Source organism: Thermocatellispora tengchongensis, assembly GCF_014202315.1.
Classification (GTDB): Bacteria; Actinomycetota; Actinomycetes; order Streptosporangiales; family Streptosporangiaceae; genus Thermocatellispora; species Thermocatellispora tengchongensis.
This window is the reverse complement of the sequence record NZ_JACHGN010000032.1, coordinates 19,494-40,016: the sequence shown is the minus strand read 5'-3', so window position 1 is coordinate 40,016 and position 20,523 is coordinate 19,494. Positions and strand designations below refer to the sequence as shown.

Below are 20,523 nucleotides of genomic sequence, written 5' to 3'. Positions count from 1 at the left end.
CCGGAGCTTCCTGGTTCGTCCGGAGATGTTGGGTGCGGTGGCGCTGGGGCCGGTGGGGCCGCATGGTTGGAGCGCACGCCTGCCGGACGACGCCGAGACGAGATTCGATGCTGTGCTTCGCACCCGCGTACACCCTGCTGGAGACCGAGGGACGGATCGGTGACGACGACCTGTTGCTGATCCTGCTCGTCACCACCTGGGCCCTGCGCAGCGGCCGCATCCCGCCGGGGACTCCGCCCGGCCGGCTCGGCGCGGACGAGCTGATCGCCTTCTGGGCCGACCCGCACCTGGACGAGCCCTCCTCCGGCAGGCCGTGCTGAAACCGTTGTCCCCGTCGTTCACCTTCCGTAGGACGCCATGTTCACCGTGCCCGTGCTCCTCAGTCTGACCATCGCGACCGTCGTCGCGGCCATCGCCTGCGCGCTCGCCCTGGCGGCGGGGGCGTCGTGGCCCACGGCCCTGCTCAGCGCGGGCGCGGGCGGGCTGGCCACGCTCGCCGCGCTGCCCCGCCTGCTCGACCCGCGCGATCCCGACTGATCCCGAGCGATCCGAGTGATCCCGGCTGCCGCTCGTCGGTCTCGGGTCACAGCAGGCGGGCGAAGCGGGCGTTGACGTGCCGCCAGGTCCACTCCTCGGCGATCCAGGCCCGCCCGCGGGCGCCCATGGCGCGGGCGGCGGCCGGGTCGGACAGCAGGGCGACCAGGGCCTCGGCGATCCGGGCCGGCGAGGTGCCGTCCACCACCACGCCCGTCTCCCCGGGCCGTACGGCGTCGGGCGCGCCGCCCGAGGAGCCCGCGACGACCGGCAGGCCGGTGGCCGACGCCTCCAGGTAGACGATGCCGAGCCCTTCGACGTCGATGCCGCCGAGCCGGGTGCGGCAGGGCATGGCGAACACGTCGCCGGCGTCGTAGTAGGACGGCAGCGAGCCCCACGGCACCGAGCCGGTGATCCGCACCGACTCCCCCAGGGCGCGGGCCGCGCGTTCCAGCCGGGCCCGGATCGGGCCGCCGCCGACCAGCAGCAGCACCGCGTCGGGCACGGCGCGCAGCACGGCGGGCCAGGCGCGCACCAGCATGTCCTGGCCCTTGCGAGGCACCAGGCGGGAGACGCACACCACCACCGGGCGGTCGCCGATGCCGAGCCGCTTGCGCACCTCCACGCCGCCCGCGCCGGGCCGGAACACCTCCGCGTCCACGCCGGGCGCGAGGCGTACCAGCTTGGCCTCGGGGATCACGCGGGCCAGCCTGCGGCGGGTGTAGGCGCCCAGGTAGGTGACGACGTCGGCGTGCCGGCCGATCCTGGCCAGGACGCCGCGCGCGCCCGGCGTGCTCGCCCAGGACCCCTCGTGGCCGTGGGTCAGCATGACGATCCGGCTCGCGCCCGCGGCGCGCAGCGCCGGAGCGATCAGGCCGAGCGGGGCCGCCGCGCCGAACACCACGGTCTCGCAGCCGTGCTCGGCCACCAGCGCGGCGGCGCGGCGGGCGACCTGGGGCACCGGCAGCATGAGCCGCCCGGGGTGGCGCACGACGGTGAAGGGCTGACGGCGGTCGAACGCCTCGCTGCCGTGCCAGCGCGGCGCGTACACGGTGACGGTCTCGGGCGGCCTGCCGGCGGCCAGGCCGTGCACGAACGCCTGGATGCCCCCGGCACGGGGCGGGAAGTCGTTGGTGACGAACAGAACCCGCCGCCCGGTCACGGACCCGCGTTCCCCGGCGGTGCGGGCAGGCGGTTCAACAGGGCCCATGACCGGGCCAGGGCGATGCGTTCCGGCGTTGCAGGATGAGAGGCATAGAGGACATATTCGACGACATCGGGCGACAAGTCGGAAATATTGGTAATTGCCAGGCGCTTCTGCATGGCGACGAACGTCGCCGGGTCGCGGGTCAGGTCCAGCGCGTGCGCGTCGGCGCGCGCCTCGATGTGCCTGCTGATCACATTCTGCGCCGGCCCCGACAGCACCGCGCCCAGGGTCATCAGGCCCATCAGCAGGCCGACCGCGCGCGGATCGGCGAGCGAGGACACCCGGGTGCGGCGGCGTACCGGGCCGGCCGAGGTCACCAGGTGGAGCAGGACGACGCCGGCGGCGCCGCCCAGGGCCCCGAGCAGGGTGCCGTACAGCACGTCGTTACGCTTGGCGTGCCCCAGCTCGTGCGCCACGACCAGCTCGACCTCGCGCGGCGGCGCCTTGAGCAGCGTGTCGTACACGACGATGCGCCGCGTCGCGCCGAACCCGGACACGTACGCGTTGAGCGCGGTCGTCCGGCGGGAGGCGTCGGCGACCAGCACGTCCTCCACCGGCACGCCGTCGCGCTCGGCCATGGCGAGCAGGTCGCGGCGTAGCGGCCCCTGCGCCATCGGCGTGAAGTCGCTGAACAGCGGCTCGACCACGACCGGGTAGACGAAGGAGGCCGCCACGGTCAGCGCGAACGCGCCGGCCGCCGCCGGGATCCACCACCGGGCGAACCGCCGCGCCAGCGCGATCACCACGACGATCATGGCGGCGGTGAGCAGGGTCTCGACGCCGGCGCTCTTGAGCCGGTCGCCCGCCCAGCTCCCCCAGGTCTGCACCGACAGGCCGTAGTCGCGCAGGCGCGACTCGTACCACATGCCGAGCGGCCAGCGCAGCAGCTCGGTGACCGCGGTCAGCGCGGCGACCGCGCACAGGGCGCGCACCCACCACGGGCCGCGCAGCCGGGCGGCGAGCAGCGCGCCGGCCGGGGTCGCCACAAGCACGCCCGCGACCAGCAGCGTGAGCGCCAGCGACAGGTACGACGGCACGCTGAGCGCCGCGTCGAAGGCGCGGGCCCTGGCGATCTGCTCGGCGGTGAAGTCGCGCGCCGGATCGGGCGCGACGTGCGGCGCCCCGGCCGGCAGCGTGCGCCACGGCGTGCTGAACCAGGCCACCGCCCCGATGACCACCCCGAGCCCGGCCAGCGCCCAGCCGGCCCCCCGCAGGCTCGCGCCGCCCCCGGCCTCGGGCGTCTCGCGCACGTCCTCACCCCCGGTGCCCGGCTCGTCGCGCGTGCCCGTCGCCTCTCCCGGCATTGAGTCCCCCCGTTCCGCGGCCGGCTCCCCCGCCGCCGCCTTCACCCGCGCTGGTAATCATCTCCTACGGGGGCCGTCGCGCGGGGTCATCCCGCGCGACCGAGCGCGGCGCGCACGTACACGCGCCAGCGGGCGGTGAGCGTGGCCGTGGTCAGGCCCAGGGTGCCCAGGGCGGCGGGCACGCCGCGGCGCAGCGCCTCGCGGTACAGCCGCACCAGGGCGTCCTCGCCGTAGCGGCGGGCGATGTAGTGGCAGGCGAGCCAGGCCGCCTCGTACGCCTGCGGCAGCCGCGCCGCACCCGCCCGGAAGTCGCCGTCCGCGGGCAGGGAGCCCGGCAGTACGCCGGCGCGCACCTCGGCGGCCAGCTCCGCGGCGGCGGTGGGCAGCGGGATGCCGGAGTCGCGGTAGCCGACGTAGTCGGCGAACCCCTCGGTGAGCCACAGCGGCAGGCCGGTGCCGGTGGCGGCGCCGGTGGCCACATGGGTCAGCTCGTGGGTGAGCACCACCTGGCGGCCGGCGGCGGACAGACGGGAGAAGCCATCGGGGACGATCACGACCCGGTCGGCGGTGGCGACGGCGGCCAGGCCCCACAGCGCGGGGGTGCCGGCGAGCCGGGTGGCCTGCTCCCTGGTGGCGGGCACCTCCACCAGGACCGGCACCGCTCCCCAGACCTCGGCCACGGTGTCATGGGCCCGATCGGCGACCGCGGCGATCTCGGCGAGCCGGGCGCGCGGCACCCCGGCGGCCCCGGTGACCCGGGCGTGCACGCCGTACACGACGATGCCCGCAGGGGGCGCGGCAGGCGGTGCGGCCCCGGTGAGCGCGGCGCCCGCGGCGACGGCCAGCAGCCCGGACAGCGCCAGGCGACGGCGCACGGGTGGCATGGGCCCACGGTACCGGGGGTGGAAACAGGCCCAGGCCCGTCCGCGGCCCACCGGAGATTGCAGGACGGCGGGACCGCGGACGGGCCTGGGTTGTGCCCGTGAGAACAGGGCCGTAATCCCAAGAAACGCCCAACCTTTTCCACGGCATCGGGAAAATCGCTCCGCGATGCCGCTCCGCGCCGAAAAGGAGGCGGTTCACCGGATCACGACGGGGCGGCGGGCGGATCGCACCGCGCGGGTCCCGCGGCAGGGACCCGGCAGCGGGCTCGGCCCGCGGCGGCGCTACACCCCCGGGCGCACCGCGCCGCTGAAGGAGGCCTTGCGCCAGCCGTTCAGCTTCTCGATGCGCACGGTCTTGCCGCTGCTCGGGGAGTGCACCATCCGGCCCTTGCCGATGTACATCCCCACATGCCCCTTCCCACGGAAGAACAGCAGGTCACCGGGCTTGAGGTTCTTGAAGGAGACCTTCGTCCTGATGCGTGCGTACTGGCTGTGCGTCACGCGCGGGATGGGCACGCCGGCCTTGCGCCAGGCGTACTGGACCAGGCCGGAGCAGTCGAACGCGTTCGGCCCGGTCCCTCCCCACCGGTAGGGGTCTCCGACCTGCTTCTTTGCCACCGCCACGGCTTTCGCGGCCTTGATCCGCTGCTTGGCGGCCTTGCTGAGCTTGGCGGTCTTCGCCTTCTTGTTCTTCTTCGCCGTGGCGGTGGTGGTCACCGTGGCGGCGGAGAGGACGCCGGCGGTCGTCGCCGTCGTGCCGGTCACGGCCGTGCTCGTCGTCGTCGCCGCCACCGCCGCCGTGGGCTGCAGCGTCACCACTCCCGCCGAGGCGGTCAGAGTGAGCGCCGCACCGCCCAGAGAAAGGCGGGCCAGCCGCGAAAGACGCAGAGTAGACACAGATGTGGACAGGATTGCTCCTAGGCTCTTCCATGAACGCCTACCGGGTTAGCTGACGGATTCGGGCGTGGAAGTCGCCCTACGGCGCGTGGCGCGCCGATTCACCCCTGGCCGTGATCGGCCTATTGGGTCCCCGGCTCCATGCCTCCTGGCTGCATGGATTCGGCAGGTCACCGCACACCCCGCTGGGGGATCGGCTGCTGCCTTCAGGGCAGCGGCGACCGAGTGGATGGTTATGAAGTCATCGGCGAAGCAGCCGATAAGACCGCGACGGCATGGCTTGCTCGCCGCGATGCGAGAAGGTACTCGGATCGTCACAGACGAGCAAAGCCCACACCAAAAACAAAGATCGGGAAGGACCCCCGCGGCGTGAAGAAATGCCTGCTCGAATGGGGGGCGCGTTACCAGAATGTGACCTCGCTCACAATTCTGGGAATGATCCTTAAGATCGTCACATGAGTAACATCAGTCACATGGGTCGATGCACCTCCCCCGCGCCGCGGCAGCCACTGTGAGCGATTTCACTATCTGCTTTCCGGCCTACCCCATGCGCAACATCGGTTAAACTCCACCGGTTACTCGAGCGCAATGGGTATGCTGCGGATTGCGGGCGAGGGAGTTGATCAAAACGTGATCTGCGTGAAAACAGCGGCGCCTGAGGCCGTCAGGGCCGCACGGCGCCGACCAGGCGGCCGCCGTACGCCGACAGCGGCACCACCTTGACCACATCGCCGGTCTGCGGGGCGTGCACCATCTTGCCGCCGCCGGCGTAGATGCCCACGTGGCCCAGGCCGTTGCTGAAGACCAGGTCGCCGGGCTGGAGCGCGTCCAGTGAGACCCTGCGGTCGGCGCCCCAGTTCCACTGCTCCCAGGTCGTGCGCGGCAGGCTCACCCCGCCGGCCCGCCAGGCGGCCTGGGTGAGGCCGGAGCAGTCCCAGGAGCCGGGGCCGCTGCCGCCGTACTGGTAGGGCTTGCCCACCTGCGCGAAGGCGAACTGGAGCACCTGGCGGGCGTTGCCGGAGGCGTTGCCCGTGTAGGTGATGCCCTTGCTGTTGCGGTTGCCGCTGTTGTACGTGCCCAGGCGGCGCAGCAGCTTGGTCTGCTCGGCCACGAGCCGGTCGGCCTTGGCCTTCTCCTTGCGCAGGTCGTCCAGGACCTTGTCGGCCTCGGCGTACGCGCTCTTGGCCTTGTCGCGCTTGTCGCGCAGGCCCTTGGTGGCCTGGTCGAAGGCGTCCAGTGACCGGGCGCGCTGGGCGGAGAGCTGGCTCACCGAGGCCAGGCCGCCGAGCACGGCGGCGGGGTCGTCCACGGCCAGGAACCCGCCCCAGCCGAACAGGTCGCCGCCCTGGTAGGTGCTGCGGACCACGCCCACGAGCTGCTTGCGCAGCCCTTCGACGGTGCTCTCCTGCGTCTTGAGCTCGCTGTTGAGCGCCTCGTACTTCTTCTTGGCCTTCTTGTACCGCTCGCGCGCCAGGTTGAAGCGGTCCACGACCTTGTCGGCCTGCTCGTTCAGCTTCTCCAGCTTGGCCCTGGCCTGGGCGACGGTCGGCTGCGGATCGGCCACGGCGCCGTCGATCGGCGCAATCAGCAAGGTAGCGGCGACCAGTCCCACGGCCACCGGCAACCGTCGCAGCCTCACCGGCACGAATCCACCCCCATCGCTCAGACCTGGGGCGAAATAGTACAGAAGATGCGGGTGTGACCTGACATCTTCCGCTGTTTTACCATGCCCTGAAGTCCGGGGTCACCGCCCGCGGTCATGTGCGCCCCGGACGCGGGGGCGGTCAGGCGCCGTGGCAGCGGGCGATGGCGCAGATCTTCGCCACCATCTTGGCCGCGTCGCGGCGCTGCTGCGAGTACTGTGCCGGTTTCGGCATACCGTACTCCGCGGCCTCGCTGTAGATCATGATCGCGTTGCCGCGCCGCACGACGTACGCGCGCTCGCCGCCGACGGCGACCTCGTCGCCCTTCCTGCCGCTGTAGCTCTGGCCGGCCACCCGCAGCGCCTCGTCGCCCAGCGGCGCGCGCTGCCAGCTGTAGCGGTAGGCGCCGTACTCCTCCCTGTTGACCTCGCACCGGCGCAGCGCGGCGCGGACCTCGCCGAAGGCGTCCCGCGCCTCGTGCACGCCGCGGTAGAGCAGGACCTGCTCCACGCGCTGGAACTCCGGCGCCCGGTAGACGATCGTGCGCGCGGCCGCCCGGCCGTGCCGGGCGAGGGACTTGTCCTGGCACGGGTTCACGGCCAGCGTGTGCCCGCGCCGGTCGCTCACCCGCCAGGAGGTCTCCTCGCTGTGGTCGTCCTTCGCCGCCGCCTTCTCGTAGAGCAGGAAGCCCTCCGGGATGCGGTGCCCGGTCGCGGCCGAGGCGGGCTGCGCCGCCAGGGCGACCGCCGCCGTGGCGGCGCAGGCGGTGGCGAGGATGGTCGTGATGATTCGCCGCATCGGAACCCCCGTGTTGTCCCCCGTTGAATGCTGACAGCAGGTTCGATGCGCGCCGGGCCGGAAAAGTTTGCGAGTGGTTGCGCGGAATACGAAATATACGAAAAGGCCGGTTATTACGGGGAAAACCTGGATTCAGGCCCGGCCGAGGCGGCGCAGCAGCAGCGCGGAGGGGACGGGCCGCGCGCCCATACGGCGTACGGACTCGGCGACCTCGCGGTCGGAGGAGACCACGGCGATGGCGCGGCCGGCGGGCTCGGCCCGCACGAGCTGCCGGATCAGGTCGTCGGCGATCTGGCCCGGGGCGCTGAACATCACCCGCACCCCGCGCGGCGCGGCGACCTGCACCGGCCCGTTCAGCTCGGCGCCGTCGAAGACGCAGGTCACCTCGATCCTGGTCTGCGCGACCAGCCCGGCGAGCCCGGTCATCAGCCGGTTGCGCTGGTCGGCGAGGGTGAGCGTGCCGTAACCGGTCTTGGTCACGTTGTAGCCATCGACGATCAGGTGCACCTGCGGCAGCGCGATGAGCTGGTCGAGCAGCGCGGGATCGTCGTCGGCGAGGGCACGGGCGGGCACGGCGCGCACGCCGGGCCGGTCGGGCGACACCGCGGTCACCGAGTCGGCCGGCCTGCTGATCGTGGACGGCAGCGCCAGCTCCCGGCGCAGGCCCGCCGCGGCGTCCTGAAGGGCGTCGAGCAGCACGCGTACGCGGGCGTCCTCGACGCTGCGGCCCTCGCGGGCGGCGCGGCGCGCGGCCTCCAACTGGCGCTCCACGTCGGCCAGGCGCTCCTTGGTACGGCGCAGCTCGGTCTCGGCGGCGCTGCCCGCCGAGGCGAGCGCGGCCCTGGCCTCCTCGGCGGCGACGGTCATCGCCGCCGCGGCGGCCTCGGCGGTCTTGACCCGCTCACGCGCGTCGTGCAGCTTGCGCCGCAGGTCGGCGTTCTCGGCGCGCGCGGCCTTGAGCTGCTCGCGCAGCCGGTCGGCCTCCTCCTTGGCCGCGGTCTTCTGCGCGGCGAGCTGCTCACGCAGCCGCACGACCGCCTGCTCGTGCGCCGAGCCCTGCGCGGCCGCCGCCGATCGCTCCAGATCGGCGCGCGCCGCCTCCACCATCTCCGGCCACCCGGGCGGCCGGGTGAGGTAGGCCGCCGCCGCGACCATGACGGGCTCGGCCGCGGGCGGCACATTGCCCTCGGCCAGGCTCTCGACCAGCTCGGGCCAGCCCGCCGCGAGGGTCTCCGCGACCATCTCGCGGAACTTCTTGTCGTTCTCAAGCTGCGCGGCGATCGGCGTGCCGCCCAGCTTGGCCCGCTTGCGCGGGTCGAACTTGGCGATCCCGCGCAGCGGGGCGGGGATCGCGGACTGCGGCATCGAACCGAGGACCTGCGCGGCGAGATCCACGACGTGTAACCGGACCTGCTCGGGCAGCGGACGAGACAAGCCCTCTCCGGCTGAACTCATCCCATGTCCCCTCAGCCCTGGGACGCCTTCCTGTTCGGCGCCTTCCGAAATTCGTCTATCAGACAAGGGTACGGCCGTCGCACCTGTGGCCATGCCCCCACTCCCGGGATCCGTCCTGATTGACGGTGGTTACGTAGCGCATCCGCCCCATGTCCCCTCTGCGAGGAGACGCCCCCCACACCCGGTACGCACAGTGCACGGGCAAATGTCCGCCAAGCGACGGCAAGGGGAACGGCACGCGAATCCCATGTGGACAAGCGCTTGGTTGAGGTGTACCACTGGGCCGGAGAAAGGGATCGCCCACATCCCCCGGGAGCCCCCATGTCCCACCTACAGGAGCCCCACGAAAGCACCCGGCCGCGCCCCCAGGAAGGCATGCACGACCGGCATCGACAGGGCACGCCCGAGCGGCACCGCGAGGACGGGCGCGACCACCCCGAGTACGCGCAGCAGCGCGAGCGGGAGCGCGAGCGGGAGCGCGAGCGGGAGCGCGAGCGGGAGCGCGAAGAAGCGCGCGAGCGGCACCAGGACACGCAGACCCGCTACCGGGAAAGCGCGCGAGAGCACCGGAAAGGAACGCGCGAGCGCCAAGAGGACGCCCACGCCCCGCGCGAGGCCGCGCGGGACCGGCAGCGGGAGACCGAGCGGGACCGGCGCCGGGAAGGCGCGAGCGAGCGGCGGCGAGAAGGCGCGAGCGAGCGACACCGGGACGACACACGGCACCAGCACCCGGAAAGCCCACGCCATCACCAGGATGACGCGCGCGGGCGTCAAGAGAGGGCGCGGGAGGGGGAGGAAAAAGGAGGCTCCGGGGGGATGCGGACCTCTACTCGGGATCTTGGGGAGTTGCGGCGGCGGATGCGGGGGTGGCTGGCCGGGCGGGTGGGGCGGGCTCCTGGGGCGGTCGTGGTGTCGGAGCTGAGCGCTCCCTCCGGGAACGGGCTGTCCAGTGAGACGCTGATCTTCGACTCCGAGTGGGACGGGCGGCGGGTGGGGTGTGTGGCGCGGATGGCGCCGGCGGAGGACGCCGTGCCCGTGTTCCCCGAATACGACCTGCGCAAGCAGTACGACGTGATGCGTCTGGTCCGCGAGCGCGCCGGGGTGCCGGCGCCGCGCACGCTCTGGTACGAGCCCGACCCCGCCCATCTGGGCTCGCCGTTCTTCGTGATGGAGCGTGAGGAGGGGCTGGTGCCGCGGGACGTGATGCCGTACACGATCGACGGCTGGCTAGTCGAGGCGGCCCCGCACGAACTGGAGCGGCTGCAGCGGCTCACCGTGGAGGTCCTGGCCAGGCTGCACGACGCCCCGTTCGCCCCGGAGGAGCTGGAGTTCCTGCGGCCCTCCTCCGCGGAATCGGCCGGGGAGTGCGCGCTGCGGCGGCATGTGGAGGATCAGCGCGCCTACTACGAATGGGCGCACGGCGAGCGGCGCATCCCGGTCCTGGAGGCGGCCTTCGCCGCGCTGGAGGACCTCTGGCCCGACGACCCCGGGCCGGACGTCGTGAGCTGGGGCGACGCCCGGATCGGCAACGTGATCTACCGGGAGTTCCGGCCGGTCGCCGTGCTCGACTGGGAGATGGCCTCGCTCGGGCCGCGCGAGATCGACCTGGGCTGGATGATCTTCCTGCACCGCTTCTTCCAGGACCTGACCGAGGGGCTCGGCCTGCCGGGCCTGCCGGGCTTCATGCGGCGCGCCGACGTGTGCGCGCAGTACCGGAGCCTGACCGGGCACGAGCCGCGGCACATGCGCTTCTACGAGCTGTACGCCGCGCTGCGGCACGGCATCATCATGGCCCGCGTGTGGCAGCGCAGGATCCACTTCGGCGAGCAGCCCATGCCCGACGACCCCGACGACCTGGTCATGCACCGCGCCACGATCGAGGCGATGCTGGACGGCTCCTACTGGCGCCGTTAGGGCGAGGCCGCGGGGCCCGCCTCAGCGTGGCGCACCCGCCTCCGGAAAGCGCGCCCGCGTCTGCACGGCGCGCCCGCCTCACATCAGCGCGCCCGCGTCGTGCACCACCAGGGCGATCTGCACCCGGTTGTTCAGCTCCATCTTGGTCAGCACCCGCGACACGTGCGCCTTGACGGTCGCCACGCTCATGTACAGCTCGGCGGCGATCTCGGCGTTGGAGGCCCCGCGGCCGACCGCGAGCGCCACGTCGCGCTCCCGGTCGCTGAGCCGTGCGAGCAGCCCGGTCGCCCGTAGCCTGCGCTCGTCGGCGTAGGGGTCGGAGACGTGCGCGATGAGCTGCCGGGTCACCGCGGGCGACAGGATCGGCTCTCCGGCCGCGACCCGGCGGATCGCGTGCAGCAGTTCGGCGGGCGGGGTGTCCTTGAGCAGGAACCCGGCCGCCCCCGCGCGGAGCGCGCGCAGCACCTGGGCGTCGGCGTGGAAGGTGGTCAGGATGACGACCTCCGGCGGGCGGGGGGCCGCGCGCAGCCGCTCGGTGGCCTCCAGGCCGTCGATGCGGGGCATCCTGATGTCCATCAGCACGACGTCGGGGCGGTGCTCGGCCACCAGTGCCGGCACCTCGTCGCCGTCGGCCGCCTCCCCCAGCAGCCGCACGTCCGCGGCGCCGCCCAGGATCATGCCGAGCCCGGCCCGGACCAGCGCGTCGTCGTCCACGATCAGCACGCCGATGGGCTTGTCCACGTCTCTCCCGTCCACACGACCAACGATCTCATCCGGGGCTCATCCACGGGCTCGTCCACGGGCTCGTCCACGGGATCACGCCGCCGCGGCGGCGGGCCAGGGGAGCCAGGCGCGCAGGCGGAACTCGTCCTCGCCGGCCCCCGGGGCGTCGGCGGCGCTCACTCCGTGCTCCAGACGGCCCCCGGCCAGGCTCACCCGCTCGGCCAGGCCGATCAGACCGGTGCCGCTGCCGGGGATGGGCAGCGCGGCCGGCCCGGACGCGTCGCCGCCGAAGGGGACCACGTGGGCGAGCTGGCGGGCCGGGGCCCGCACCGGGTTGCGGAGCACGACGGTCAGGCCGTCGCCCGGCGCGCCGTCCACCTCGACCCGCACCGGTGAGCCGGGGGCGTGCTTGCGCGCGTTGGTCAGGCCCTCCTGCGCGATCCGGTACGCCGTGCGCCCGAGGGCGTCGGGCACGGCGGCGGGATCGGCCAGGCGCAGCGCGAGCCGTACCGGCGTGCCCGCCTTGCGGGACTCCTCGACCAGGCCGGGCAGGTCGGCCAGGGTGGGCTGCGGCGGCTGCGGGGCGTCGCCGTCGTCGCCGTGCCGCAGTACGCCGATCACCGCGCGCAGGTCCTGCAGCGCCTGGTGCGCGCTGTGCCTGATCGCCTCGGCGGCCCTGGAGACGTCCTCGCGGGGCATGTCTCTGCGAAAGGCCAGCGCGCCGGCGTGCACGCTGAGCAGCGAGAGCCGGTGGGCGAGCACGTCGTGCATCTCGCGGGCGATGCGCTCGCGCTCCAGCCGCTTGGCCTCCTCCGAGGCGCGCTCGGCCCGGTCGCGCAGCGACAGCACGAGCTGGCGGCGCGCCCGGATGAACATGCCCCACGCGACCAGGGCGAGGTACAGCGAGACACCGAGCACCATGAGCCCCACGACGCCCAGCTCGGGATCGGGGCGCAGCACGGCGTAGGGCAGCACGCACAGCACGTACAGGCCGCCGACCAGCGCGACGTGCCGGAACGGCCGGTGCACCGCCACCGTGAACAGCGCGACCAGCGTCGGCCCCGAGACCAGGGCCGAGAACCACGACACCGGCACCAGCGCCAGCGCGAACCCGACCGGCCACCTGCGCCGCAACCAGATGCCGGCGCAGGACACCGCGCCGATCACCTGCTCGACCATCATCAGCGGAGGGGGGTCGCCCTCCAGCTCGCTCAGGATGATCAGCGTGAACAGGCTGGTGACCACGAACAGGGTGATGTCGACGAACCAGTCGCGCGCCGAGCGCCGGACCCGCCCCGGCCCGCGCTCGGCGCCCGAGCCGAGCAGGACCGAGGGCAGCAGCCACCGGTACTCCGTCATGTCTCCCGAGATTACGGCCTCGCGTGACCAGCGGACAGCGACCAAAGTCGATGTCCCGCTCGACCTCCGGCCGACGCCGCCGCCCGGCCCGCCCGGCCACGCTGGACGGCATGAGAGGACTCGCGGAGGTGCTCGGCGTCCTGCTGATCGTGCAGGGCGCGGGCGGCGTGCTCAACAACCTGTTCGGCGACTCGCCGAGCTGGTTCGCGGTGAACCACATCGGCTTCCTCGACGGGTGGGAGATCCCGGCGAGCGTGGCCGTCCTGCTCGCCGGCTTCGTGCTGACGGGGCTGGGCCGCACGCGGGAGAAGAAGGGCTAGAGGACATGGAGCCGCGTCCCCCGCGCAACCTTCCCGACCCGCGGGCCGTGGGCTGGTGGACGGTGCACTGCGCGCTGCTCGGCGTGCCCGCGGCGGGCGGCGCCGCCGTCGCGTACGTCACGCTGACCGACCGTCCGCTGTGGCTCGGCCTGCTGGTGGCCGCCTTCGCCGTGCTCTGCCTGGCCCTGGTCGTCGTCGTGCCGCGCGCCTACTACCGGATGTCGCGGTGGGAGGTGACCGAGGACGCCGTGTACACCAGGTCCGGGTGGATCGTGCGCACCTGGCGGATCGCGCCGATGTCGCGCATCCAGACGGTGGACACCGCCCGCGGGCCGGTGCAGCGGCTGTTCGGCCTGTCCGACGTCACCGTCACCACGGCGTCGGCGGCCGGCCCGGTCAAGATCGAGGCGTTGGACCACCACCTCGCCGCCGAACTGGCCGAACGCCTCACCCTGATCACCCAGGCGACCCCCGGGGATGCGACGTGACGACCCCACGGCGAGCGGACGGCACCGGCGACGTGACCCTGCCGGCCGGGGCCGAAGAGGTGGCCGGAACGGTGCCGGATGGGTGGCGGCGGCTGGAGCGGCGGTCGCACGCGGTGGCGGCGGCGTACTCGCTGGCGGTGGCCACGCCCGTGGCGGTGGCCATCGTGCGCGGCATGACCGGCGCCGGCGTGGCCGTGGAGCTGATCGTGGCGGCGTGCGCGGGGGCGGCGCTGCTGATCCTGGCCGGCGCGGTGGTGTACGACGTGCTCAGGTGGCGGGCCACGGAGTACCGGGTGACCGGCGAGCGGGTCGAGCTGCGCTCGGGCGTGGTCCAGCGGCGGCACCGGTCGGTGCCACGCGAGCGGGTGCGTACGGCGGACGTCACCGCCGACCCCGTACGCCGGGTGCTCGGCCTCGCGGTGCTCAAGATCGGCACCGGCGAGCACGCGGGCGAGGGCGCGTCGGAGCTGAGCCTCGACCCGATCTCGCGGCGTGAGGCGGAGCGGCTGCGGGCGTTGCTTCTGCACGCGCCGGATCGCGCGCCCGGGGCCGCGCGCCCCGATGCCGCGCGCTCCCCCGGGACCGCGTACTCCGCCGATGGCGCCTCCTCCCCCGCCGGCCCCGGCACCGTGCCGATCGCGTCGCTGGCGTGGGGGTGGATCAGGCTGGCCCCGCTGACCGTGTGGAGCTTCGTCGGCGGCGGCGCGCTGCTCGGCGTGGCGTACAAGGCGCTGGACGTGGTGGGCGTGGACCTGTTCCAGGACGTGCTCGACCCGGACCGGTTCGAGGGGGTGTGGCGCGGGCTGGCCGCGTGGCCGCCGTGGCTGCTCATCACGCTGGGCGTGCTCGCGAACCTGCTGGTCGGGGTGGCCGGCGCGCTGCTGATGTTCGTGGAGTCGTGGTGGCGCTACCGCCTGGACCGCGAGCCCGGCGGCACCCTGCTGCTGCGCCGCGGCCTGCTCACCAAGCGGTCGGTCACGCTCGCCGAGAGCCGCCTGCGCGGGGTGCAGATCGCCGAGCCCCTGCTGCTGCGTCTGGGCGGCGGCGCCCGGGTGACCGCGGTCGCCACCGGTTTGCGCGAGGCGGGGGCGGGCGAGTCGGAGTCGGCCGACGCCCTCACCCCGCCCGTGCCGCTCGCCGAGGCCCACCGCATCGCGCGCGAGATCTCGCCGCCCGGGGTGCCGGGGCCGGGCGCGCTGCCGGGGGAAGGCGGGCTGCGCGGGCATCCGGTGGCGGCGCGGCGGCGGCGCGCGCGGTGGGCGTGGCCGGTGGCCGGCGCCGCGGGCGCGGTGGTGCTGGGGGTGCACGCCTCCGGCGCGTTCGGGTTGGACCGGCTGCTCAGCGCGGGCACGGCCCGGTGGGCGGCGGCCGGGGTGGCCGTGGCCGTGCTCCTGGCGGGATGGGGGCTCGCCGCCGTGGCGTACCGGTCGCTGGGGCACGGGCTCACCTCGCGGCACCTGCTGGCCCGCTCGGGCGCGGTCGTGCGGCGCACGACCGCGCTGGACCGGACGGGCATCATCGGGTGGAAGATCGAGCAGAGCGTCTTCCAGCGGCGGGCCGGGCTGATGACGGTGCGGGCCACGACGGCGGCCGGACGGGGTGTGTACTCCGTGCTGGACGCCGCCCCGGCCGACGCGCTCGCGCTCGCCGACCGCGCCGTGCCCGGCCTGCTCGGGCCCCTCCTCCCCGAGCAGGCCACGGACGAGCCCGGTGGTTACGGGGCGGGCACCTCGCGGATCAGCTGCGAGCCCCACGGGCACCAGACCAGGCCGGGCAGGAACGCGCCGCCCGCCTCGTCGAGATGGTCCTCGACGTAGCGGATGCTCGCGTCGCAGACCTCGATGGCGTAGTCGAAGAACTGCACGGTGCCGGGGTCGAGGTGGTAGCTCCACGGGCGGTTGTACGGGGCCGGGCGCTTCACGATCCTGCCCACGATGTGCGGACGGTCCTCCGTGGCGCCGCTGACCAGGTCTCTGGCGTGCTGGATCGCGGCCGGATCGGTGAGCTTGACGACGAACCGGTCCGGGGCGGGCGGGTAGTGGAACTCGAAGTACGCCTCCACCGCGGCGGCGCTCCGCTGCGCGCTCGCGGGCGCGGCGACGGCCGTCAGGGCGAGCATCACGACCGCCGCCAGGGTGGCGATCCTGCTGCCGATACGTGGCATGTAGCCTCTCCAGGTTCCTCGGGGCCGTGGTCGCGGCCCGTTCGCCACGTACTGTAGTCACACAGTCACCCTGTGCAGCAGTGTCCTTCTCGTTACACACAGCTACCGCCGGAAGGGGGATCGTGACGGTTTCGTGACCCCCTCCACACGATCCGGCGATCTTGCCGCGGCTAGGTAGGGGAAAGGGCGCAGGACGGAGGCCGTGGATGCCCGAGCCAGCACTGTCATGCCGGTCCCTCACCTGCCGGGCGGGCGACCGCGAGGTGGTGCGCGACTTCGACCTCGCGGTGGCGGCCGGGGAGCGGGTCGCGCTCACCGGCCCGTCGGGGTCGGGCAAGACCACCCTGCTCACCACGCTCGCCGGGCTGCTGCGGCCCGCGGCCGGCCAGGTGCGGGTGGACGGGGTGCCGCTCGCCGACGACCCCTCGCTGCGATCCCGGCTGGCGCTGGTCTTCCAGTCGTACGGGCTGCTCACCCTGCTCACCGCGGCCGAGAACGTCGAGGTGGCGCTGCGCGCGGCCGGGCGCACACCGAGGGAGGCGATGAGCGAGGCCGCCGCGGCGCTGGAGCGGATGCGGCTGGGCGGGCACGCCGACCACCTGATCGAGGAGCTGTCCGGCGGCCAGCAGCAGCGCGTGGCCGTGGCCAGGGCGCTCGCGCTCGCGCCGCGGGTGCTGCTGGCCGACGAGCCCACGGCCGAGCAGGACGGCGTCCACCGCGCGATCGTGCTGGACGAGCTGGTGGCGGCGGCCCGGCGCGGGGCGGCGCTCGTGGTGGCCACCCACGACCCGGAGGTGGCCGAACGGTGCGACCGCGTGATCGAGCTGCGCTCGGCGGCCAGCCCGCTGAGCCCCGCGGAGGTGGGCGCGTGACCGCGGCGCCCCGGCCCCCGGCGGTCCGCTGCGACGGTCTGGTGCGGATCTACCGGTCGCGCGAGACCGAGGTGGTCGCGCTGCGCGATGTGGACCTGGTGGTGGACCCGGGCGAGAGCGTGGCGCTGCTGGGGCCCTCCGGCGCCGGGAAGTCCACGCTGCTGTGGCTGATGGCGGGGCTGATGCGGCCCAGCGCCGGACGGCTCCGGGTGCACGGCGTGGACCTGGGCCGGCTCGCGCCGCGGGCCCTGGACCGGCTGCGGGCGGCGGAGATCGGCGTGGTGCTGCAGAATCCGGCGCGCAACCTGATCCCGTACGCGACCCCGGCGCAGAACATCGCGTTCGCGCAGCGGGCGGGGCGGGCGGCCCGCGGGCGCGGGTGGCCGGGGCGGCGTGAGCGCGACCGGGCGGCCGAGCTGCTGGAGCGGGTCTCGCTCGGCGGCCCGGTGGCCCGTACGCGGGCGGGCCGGATGTCCGGCGGTGAGCAGCAGCGGCTCGCGGTCGCCGTGGCGCTGGCCAACCGGCCCCGGCTGCTGCTCGCCGACGAGCCCACCAGCCAGCTCGACGCCGCCTCCGGCCGGGCCGTGATCGAGCTGATCAAGGAGACCGCGGCCGAGACGGGGGCGACCGTCGTGGTGGTCACGCACGACCCGGCGGTGGGCGCGGCCCTGGACCGCACGGTCACGATCCGCGACGGCCGGGTCGGCGCGGAGGGCAGGCACGGCGAGGACTTCGTCGTGGTCGGCCGCGAGGGCGCGGTGCAGCTCCCGCCCGAGTACCACGAGCTGCTGCCGCCGGGGACGATGGCCAGGATCGAGGCCCTGGAGGACGGCGTGGCGTTGCGGCGCGTGGACGGCACCGGTCATCCCGGCGACGGGGAGCGGCCGTGAGCGGCGGGCTGGGGCTCACGCTGCGGGGGCTGTGGGAGCGGCGGGGGCTGTCGCTGGTCGTGTTCCTGGTGGCGGCGGTGTCGGTGGCGACGGCCGCGGCGGGGCCGATCTTCGCGGACAGCGCGCGTACGATCCTCGCCCGCACGACGCTGGAGGCGGCCTCGCCCGACACCCGCGCCTGGCGGCTGACCACGCGGGAGGAGGACGGGCTCGCCGCCCGCACCGCCAAGCTGACCGCCGGACTGCCGTTCCTGGACCCGCCGATCCCGGGCGCGGAGCTGGTCAGCCCGGAGGTGACCACCCGCCGCAACTACCCGCTGATGTGGCAGGACGGCCAGTGCGAGCACCTGGCCCTGGCCGAGGGGCGCTGCCCGCGCACGGCCAAGGAGATCATGGTCAGCGCGGCGTCGGGGTTCCCGCTGGACTCCACCGTGAGGGTGAGCGGGGTGAGCGACCCGCCGGGGGCGGACGGCGAGCAGCGGCTGGCGGAGCTGCGCGTGGTCGGCGTGTACCGCCCCGGCGACATCGACGACCCGTTCTGGTTCGGGCGCAACCTGTTCGCGCAGAGCGCGGGCGCGACCGAGACCAACGGCGACCCGTTCTTCACCGTGCCCGCGACCAGGGCCCACACGGTGGCCACCGGGACCGCCGCCTGGACCGAGTCGGCCATCGTGTTCCTGGACCCGCGCCGGGTGACCGGGGCCGACATCGGCCGCGTGGAGGAGGCGCAGCGGCGCGCCGACGAGATCGCCGCGGGCGGGTCGGTGCTCGTCTTCACCGGCGTGCCGCGGCTGCTGGAGGAGCTGCGCGCGCAGACGGGCACGCTGGGCGTGCCCGCGCTGGTCGTCATCGCCCAGCTCGTGGCGCTGGGCTGGCTGCTGCTGTTCCTGACCGTCTCCGACCTGGTGGCGGCGCGGGCGCCGGAGATCGCGCTGGCGCGGGTGCGCGGGCACGGCCGGGCGCGGGTGTGGCGGTTCGGGATGGCCGAGCCGCTGGTGCTGCTGGCCGCGGCGCTGCCGGCGGGGCTGGCCCTGGCCGCGGGGCCGGCGGGCTCGGTGCTGGCCGGCCTGCTGCCGGCGCAGGGCGCTTCGCCCGTGGTGGTGACGGCGGGCGCGGTCGCGGCGGGCGCGGCGGTGCCGCTCGGCGGGCTGGCCGCGGCGGCAATCGCCGCCTGGCGGATGGCGCGGCGCCCGGTCGTGGAGGAGTGGCGCGGCGCGCCCCGGCGCCGGGCTCGCGGCTGGATCGTGGACGCCGTGGTGCTCGCGCTCACCGCGCTCGGCCTGGCCGAGCTGCTGGCCACCGGCGGCGTCATCGCCGAGGGCTCGGGACAGCGGGCGGGCGCCCTCGCGGTGCCCGGCCTGGTCGCGCTGGCGGCGGCCCTGCTCGCCTGCCGGGCGCTCCCGCTCCTCGCGCGTACGCTGTTCGCCCGGACCCGCAGGTCGGGCGGCCTGGGCCCGTTCCTGGCGCTGCGCCAGATCGCCAGGGGCTCGGCGACGGCGGGCAGCGTGATCGTGCTGGGCACGGCGTTCGGCCTGGCCACGTTCGGCACCGCGGCCTGGTCGGTCACCTCGGCGAACTACGAGCGGGTGGCCCGCACCCACAACGGGGCCGACACGGTGCTGCGGGTGGGGGCCATGCCGCTGGAGGAGTTCCGGGAGGCGGTGGAGCGGGCCGACCCGTCCGGGAGCCGGGCCGCGCCGGTGCTGTCCGTGCCGGGCGGCCAGGCGGCGATGCTCGCCACCGACCCCGCGCGCTTCGCGCGGGTGGCGTACTGGCGGCCGTCCTTCGCCGGGGACCAGGCGGGGGTGCCGCTGAGCACGCTGGCCGGGCGGCTCGGACGCGAGATGGCGCCGCGCGTCCTGGTGACCGGCGACCGGTTCCGGGTGCGGATCGGGAGCGTGCGGCCCCCGGAGAACTGGCAGCCGCGGCTGCACGCCGACTTCCGGGTGCCCGGCCACCCGCGGCCCGTCTCGATCCCGCTCGGCCTGCTCGACCCCGCCCGCACCGTGCTGGAGTGGGGGCTGCCCAAGGACTGCCGGACGGCGGTGTGCGAGCTGCGCGCGATCCGCGGCGAGGTGGACTTCTCCCCCGGCGCCACCGCCGCGCCCGACTCGCGGCTGGACGTGCCGGTGCGGGAGCTGGCCGTACGCCGGGACGGCCGGTGGCGGGAGCTGGACGCGGGCCTGACCGATCCCGGGCGGTGGCGCGGCCCGGCCGAGGCCGGGCCGAAGGGCCTCACGCTGCCCATGACGCCCTTCGGCGCCGTGAGCGCGATCCCCGAGACGTTCCCCGAGGAGCTGCCCGCCCTGGTCAACGGGCAGCTCGACGGCCGGTACTCCCAGGGGGCCGACCAGGCGTACCTGGTGAAGTACGACGCGGTGTCCACCGGCCCCGCGCTGCCCGGCCTGGACCGGCCGGGGGCGATCGTGGACCTGGAGCTGGCCGACCGGGCGGCGTACGCGGTGGACCCCAAGGCGGAGTTCCAGGTGTGGGTGGCGGCGGGGCACGGTGAGGCGGTGCGGGCGGCGCTGACCCGGCAGGGCGTGCCGGTGTTCGAGCCGACGAGGTACACCGACCTGGTGGCCCGCTACACGCTCCAGGGGCCGGGGCTCGCGCTGTTCCTGCTGCTGCTCGCCGCCCCGGCCGCGGCCGTCCTCGCCCTGGGCCGGGCGGTGCTGGCGCTGTACGCGGCGGCGCGGCGGCGCTCGTACGAGCTGGCGGCCCTGGAGGCGGCGGGCGCCCGGCCCCGGGCGCTGCGCGCGGCCCTGCTGCTGGAGCAGCTCATCACGCTGGCCGCGGGCATGCTCGCCGGGGTGGCCGCGGGCCTGGCCGCCGCGGCGGCGGCCCTGCCGCGCATCCCGCAGTTCACCGCCACCCCGCTCACCCCGCCCCTGCTGTACGATCCGGCGCCGCTGCCCCTGGTGGCGGTGGCGGTCCTAGCCCTCCTCGCGGCCCTGGCGGCGGCGGCGCTCACCGCCGAGCTGCTGCTGCGCCGGGTGCGGGTGGACCGCCTGCGCGAGTCCCCCGCCTGACGCCCTCGGGGCGGGGTCACGGGATTTATGTCGGTCGCG

21 protein-coding genes and 1 riboswitch are annotated in these 20,523 nt (G+C 74.7%); of the genes, 10 read left to right on the top strand and 11 right to left on the bottom strand.

All coding sequences use genetic code 11. The features are described from left to right. The first annotated feature begins 107 nt into the window (after positions 1-107). Together HNP84_RS46410 and HNP84_RS46405 are read left to right on the top strand one after the other, a co-directional pair. Entirely contained in the window at positions 108-320 is a 213-nt protein-coding gene (locus HNP84_RS46410; protein ID WP_185056524.1) for a hypothetical protein, read from the top strand. Positions 321-357: 37 nt separating this feature from the next. Then, a complete protein-coding gene (locus HNP84_RS46405) occupies positions 358-537 on the top strand; it encodes a hypothetical protein (RefSeq protein ID WP_185056523.1) in 180 nt (59 codons plus the stop codon). Positions 538-583: 46 nt separating this feature from the next. Here HNP84_RS46405 and HNP84_RS46400 read toward each other — a convergent pair whose 3' ends face one another. The 4 genes from HNP84_RS46400 to HNP84_RS46385 form a co-directional block, all read right to left on the bottom strand. Further along, positions 584-1,696, bottom strand: a complete 1,113-nt coding sequence (locus HNP84_RS46400; RefSeq protein ID WP_312927245.1) for a glycosyltransferase family 4 protein — start codon at positions 1,694-1,696, stop codon at positions 584-586. Then, positions 1,693-3,045, bottom strand: coding sequence for a M48 family metallopeptidase (locus HNP84_RS46395; protein ID WP_185056521.1), 1,353 nt, complete (start codon positions 3,043-3,045; stop codon positions 1,693-1,695). The genes HNP84_RS46400 and HNP84_RS46395 overlap by 4 nt, the downstream gene beginning before the upstream one ends. Before the next feature lie 86 nt (positions 3,046-3,131). Next, the gene (locus tag HNP84_RS46390) at positions 3,132-3,929 is read right to left on the bottom strand and encodes a gluzincin family metallopeptidase (protein ID WP_185056520.1); all 798 of its coding nucleotides are present in this window, start codon (positions 3,927-3,929) and stop codon (positions 3,132-3,134) included. 282 nt (positions 3,930-4,211) lie between these two features. Then, complete coding sequence (locus HNP84_RS46385) at positions 4,212-4,826, bottom strand: C40 family peptidase (protein WP_312927244.1); 615 nt, start codon at positions 4,824-4,826, stop codon at positions 4,212-4,214. A gap of 22 nt (positions 4,827-4,848) precedes the next feature. Then, a riboswitch (cyclic di-AMP (ydaO/yuaA leader) is annotated at positions 4,849-5,004 on the bottom strand. On the opposite strand from HNP84_RS46385, the gene HNP84_RS46380 reads away from it, so the two are divergent. Next, entirely contained in the window at positions 4,983-5,285 is a 303-nt protein-coding gene (locus tag HNP84_RS46380) for a hypothetical protein (RefSeq protein ID WP_185056519.1), read from the top strand. (Overlaps the previous riboswitch by 22 nt.) Positions 5,286-5,490: 205 nt before the next feature. Here HNP84_RS46380 and HNP84_RS46375 read toward each other — a convergent pair whose 3' ends face one another. The 4 genes from HNP84_RS46375 to HNP84_RS46360 form a co-directional block, all read right to left on the bottom strand. Further along, positions 5,491-6,465: a C40 family peptidase gene (locus HNP84_RS46375; RefSeq protein ID WP_312927243.1), complete on the bottom strand. Its 975-nt coding sequence runs from the start codon at positions 6,463-6,465 to the stop codon at positions 5,491-5,493. A 145-nt stretch (positions 6,466-6,610) separates the two neighbouring features. Beyond that, complete coding sequence (locus tag HNP84_RS46370; protein WP_185056518.1) at positions 6,611-7,267, bottom strand: hypothetical protein; 657 nt, start codon at positions 7,265-7,267, stop codon at positions 6,611-6,613. Positions 7,268-7,399: 132 nt separating this feature from the next. After that, positions 7,400-8,722 (bottom strand): NYN domain-containing protein, encoded by a 1,323-nt coding sequence (locus tag HNP84_RS46365; protein WP_185056517.1) that lies wholly within the window; start codon positions 8,720-8,722, stop codon positions 7,400-7,402. A 330-nt stretch (positions 8,723-9,052) separates the two neighbouring features. After that, positions 9,053-9,496: a hypothetical protein gene (locus HNP84_RS46360; protein WP_185056516.1), complete on the bottom strand. Its 444-nt coding sequence runs from the start codon at positions 9,494-9,496 to the stop codon at positions 9,053-9,055. A gap of 42 nt (positions 9,497-9,538) precedes the next feature. Here HNP84_RS46360 and HNP84_RS46355 point away from each other — a divergent pair, with 42 nt between their 5' ends. Beyond that, on the top strand, positions 9,539-10,636 hold the full coding sequence (locus HNP84_RS46355) for a phosphotransferase family protein (protein ID WP_185056515.1): 1,098 nt from the start codon (positions 9,539-9,541) through the stop codon (positions 10,634-10,636). Positions 10,637-10,714: 78 nt separating this feature from the next. On the opposite strand, the gene HNP84_RS46350 is transcribed toward HNP84_RS46355, so the two are convergent. Next, a complete protein-coding gene (locus tag HNP84_RS46350; RefSeq protein WP_312927242.1) occupies positions 10,715-11,392 on the bottom strand; it encodes a response regulator in 678 nt (225 codons plus the stop codon). Between the two features lie 60 nt (positions 11,393-11,452). Then, positions 11,453-12,718 (bottom strand): sensor histidine kinase, encoded by a 1,266-nt coding sequence (locus HNP84_RS46345; protein WP_185056514.1) that lies wholly within the window; start codon positions 12,716-12,718, stop codon positions 11,453-11,455. Positions 12,719-12,828: 110 nt separating this feature from the next. On the opposite strand from HNP84_RS46345, the gene HNP84_RS46340 reads away from it, so the two are divergent. Genes HNP84_RS46340 through HNP84_RS46330 form a run of 3 tightly spaced genes read left to right on the top strand, consistent with a single transcriptional unit; the run spans position 12,829 to position 15,343 of the window. Next, on the top strand, positions 12,829-13,038 hold the full coding sequence (locus tag HNP84_RS46340; protein WP_185056513.1) for a hypothetical protein: 210 nt from the start codon (positions 12,829-12,831) through the stop codon (positions 13,036-13,038). 5 nt (positions 13,039-13,043) lie between these two features. Next, on the top strand, positions 13,044-13,526 hold the full coding sequence (locus HNP84_RS46335; protein WP_185056512.1) for a PH domain-containing protein: 483 nt from the start codon (positions 13,044-13,046) through the stop codon (positions 13,524-13,526). Next, entirely contained in the window at positions 13,523-15,343 is a 1,821-nt protein-coding gene (locus tag HNP84_RS46330) for a PH domain-containing protein (protein ID WP_185056511.1), read from the top strand. The genes HNP84_RS46335 and HNP84_RS46330 overlap by 4 nt, the downstream gene beginning before the upstream one ends. On the opposite strand, the gene HNP84_RS46325 is transcribed toward HNP84_RS46330, so the two are convergent. Then, complete coding sequence (locus HNP84_RS46325; RefSeq protein ID WP_185056510.1) at positions 15,241-15,690, bottom strand: BP74-related protein; 450 nt, start codon at positions 15,688-15,690, stop codon at positions 15,241-15,243. The two genes, HNP84_RS46330 and HNP84_RS46325, sit on opposite strands and share 103 nt — an antisense overlap. Before the next feature lie 206 nt (positions 15,691-15,896). On the opposite strand from HNP84_RS46325, the gene HNP84_RS46320 reads away from it, so the two are divergent. The 3 genes from HNP84_RS46320 to HNP84_RS46310 are packed head-to-tail and all read left to right on the top strand — an operon-like array spanning position 15,897 to position 20,484. Continuing rightward, positions 15,897-16,562 carry an ATP-binding cassette domain-containing protein gene (locus HNP84_RS46320; RefSeq protein ID WP_185056509.1) on the top strand — a complete coding sequence of 222 codons (666 nt, stop codon included), beginning with the start codon at positions 15,897-15,899 and terminating at the stop codon, positions 16,560-16,562. Next, the gene (locus HNP84_RS46315; RefSeq protein ID WP_185056508.1) at positions 16,559-17,452 is read left to right on the top strand and encodes an ABC transporter ATP-binding protein; all 894 of its coding nucleotides are present in this window, start codon (positions 16,559-16,561) and stop codon (positions 17,450-17,452) included. The genes HNP84_RS46320 and HNP84_RS46315 overlap by 4 nt, the downstream gene beginning before the upstream one ends. Further along, complete coding sequence (locus tag HNP84_RS46310; RefSeq protein WP_185056507.1) at positions 17,449-20,484, top strand: FtsX-like permease family protein; 3,036 nt, start codon at positions 17,449-17,451, stop codon at positions 20,482-20,484. Before HNP84_RS46315 ends, HNP84_RS46310 begins: the two co-directional genes overlap by 4 nt. Positions 20,485-20,523 lie beyond the last annotated feature (39 nt).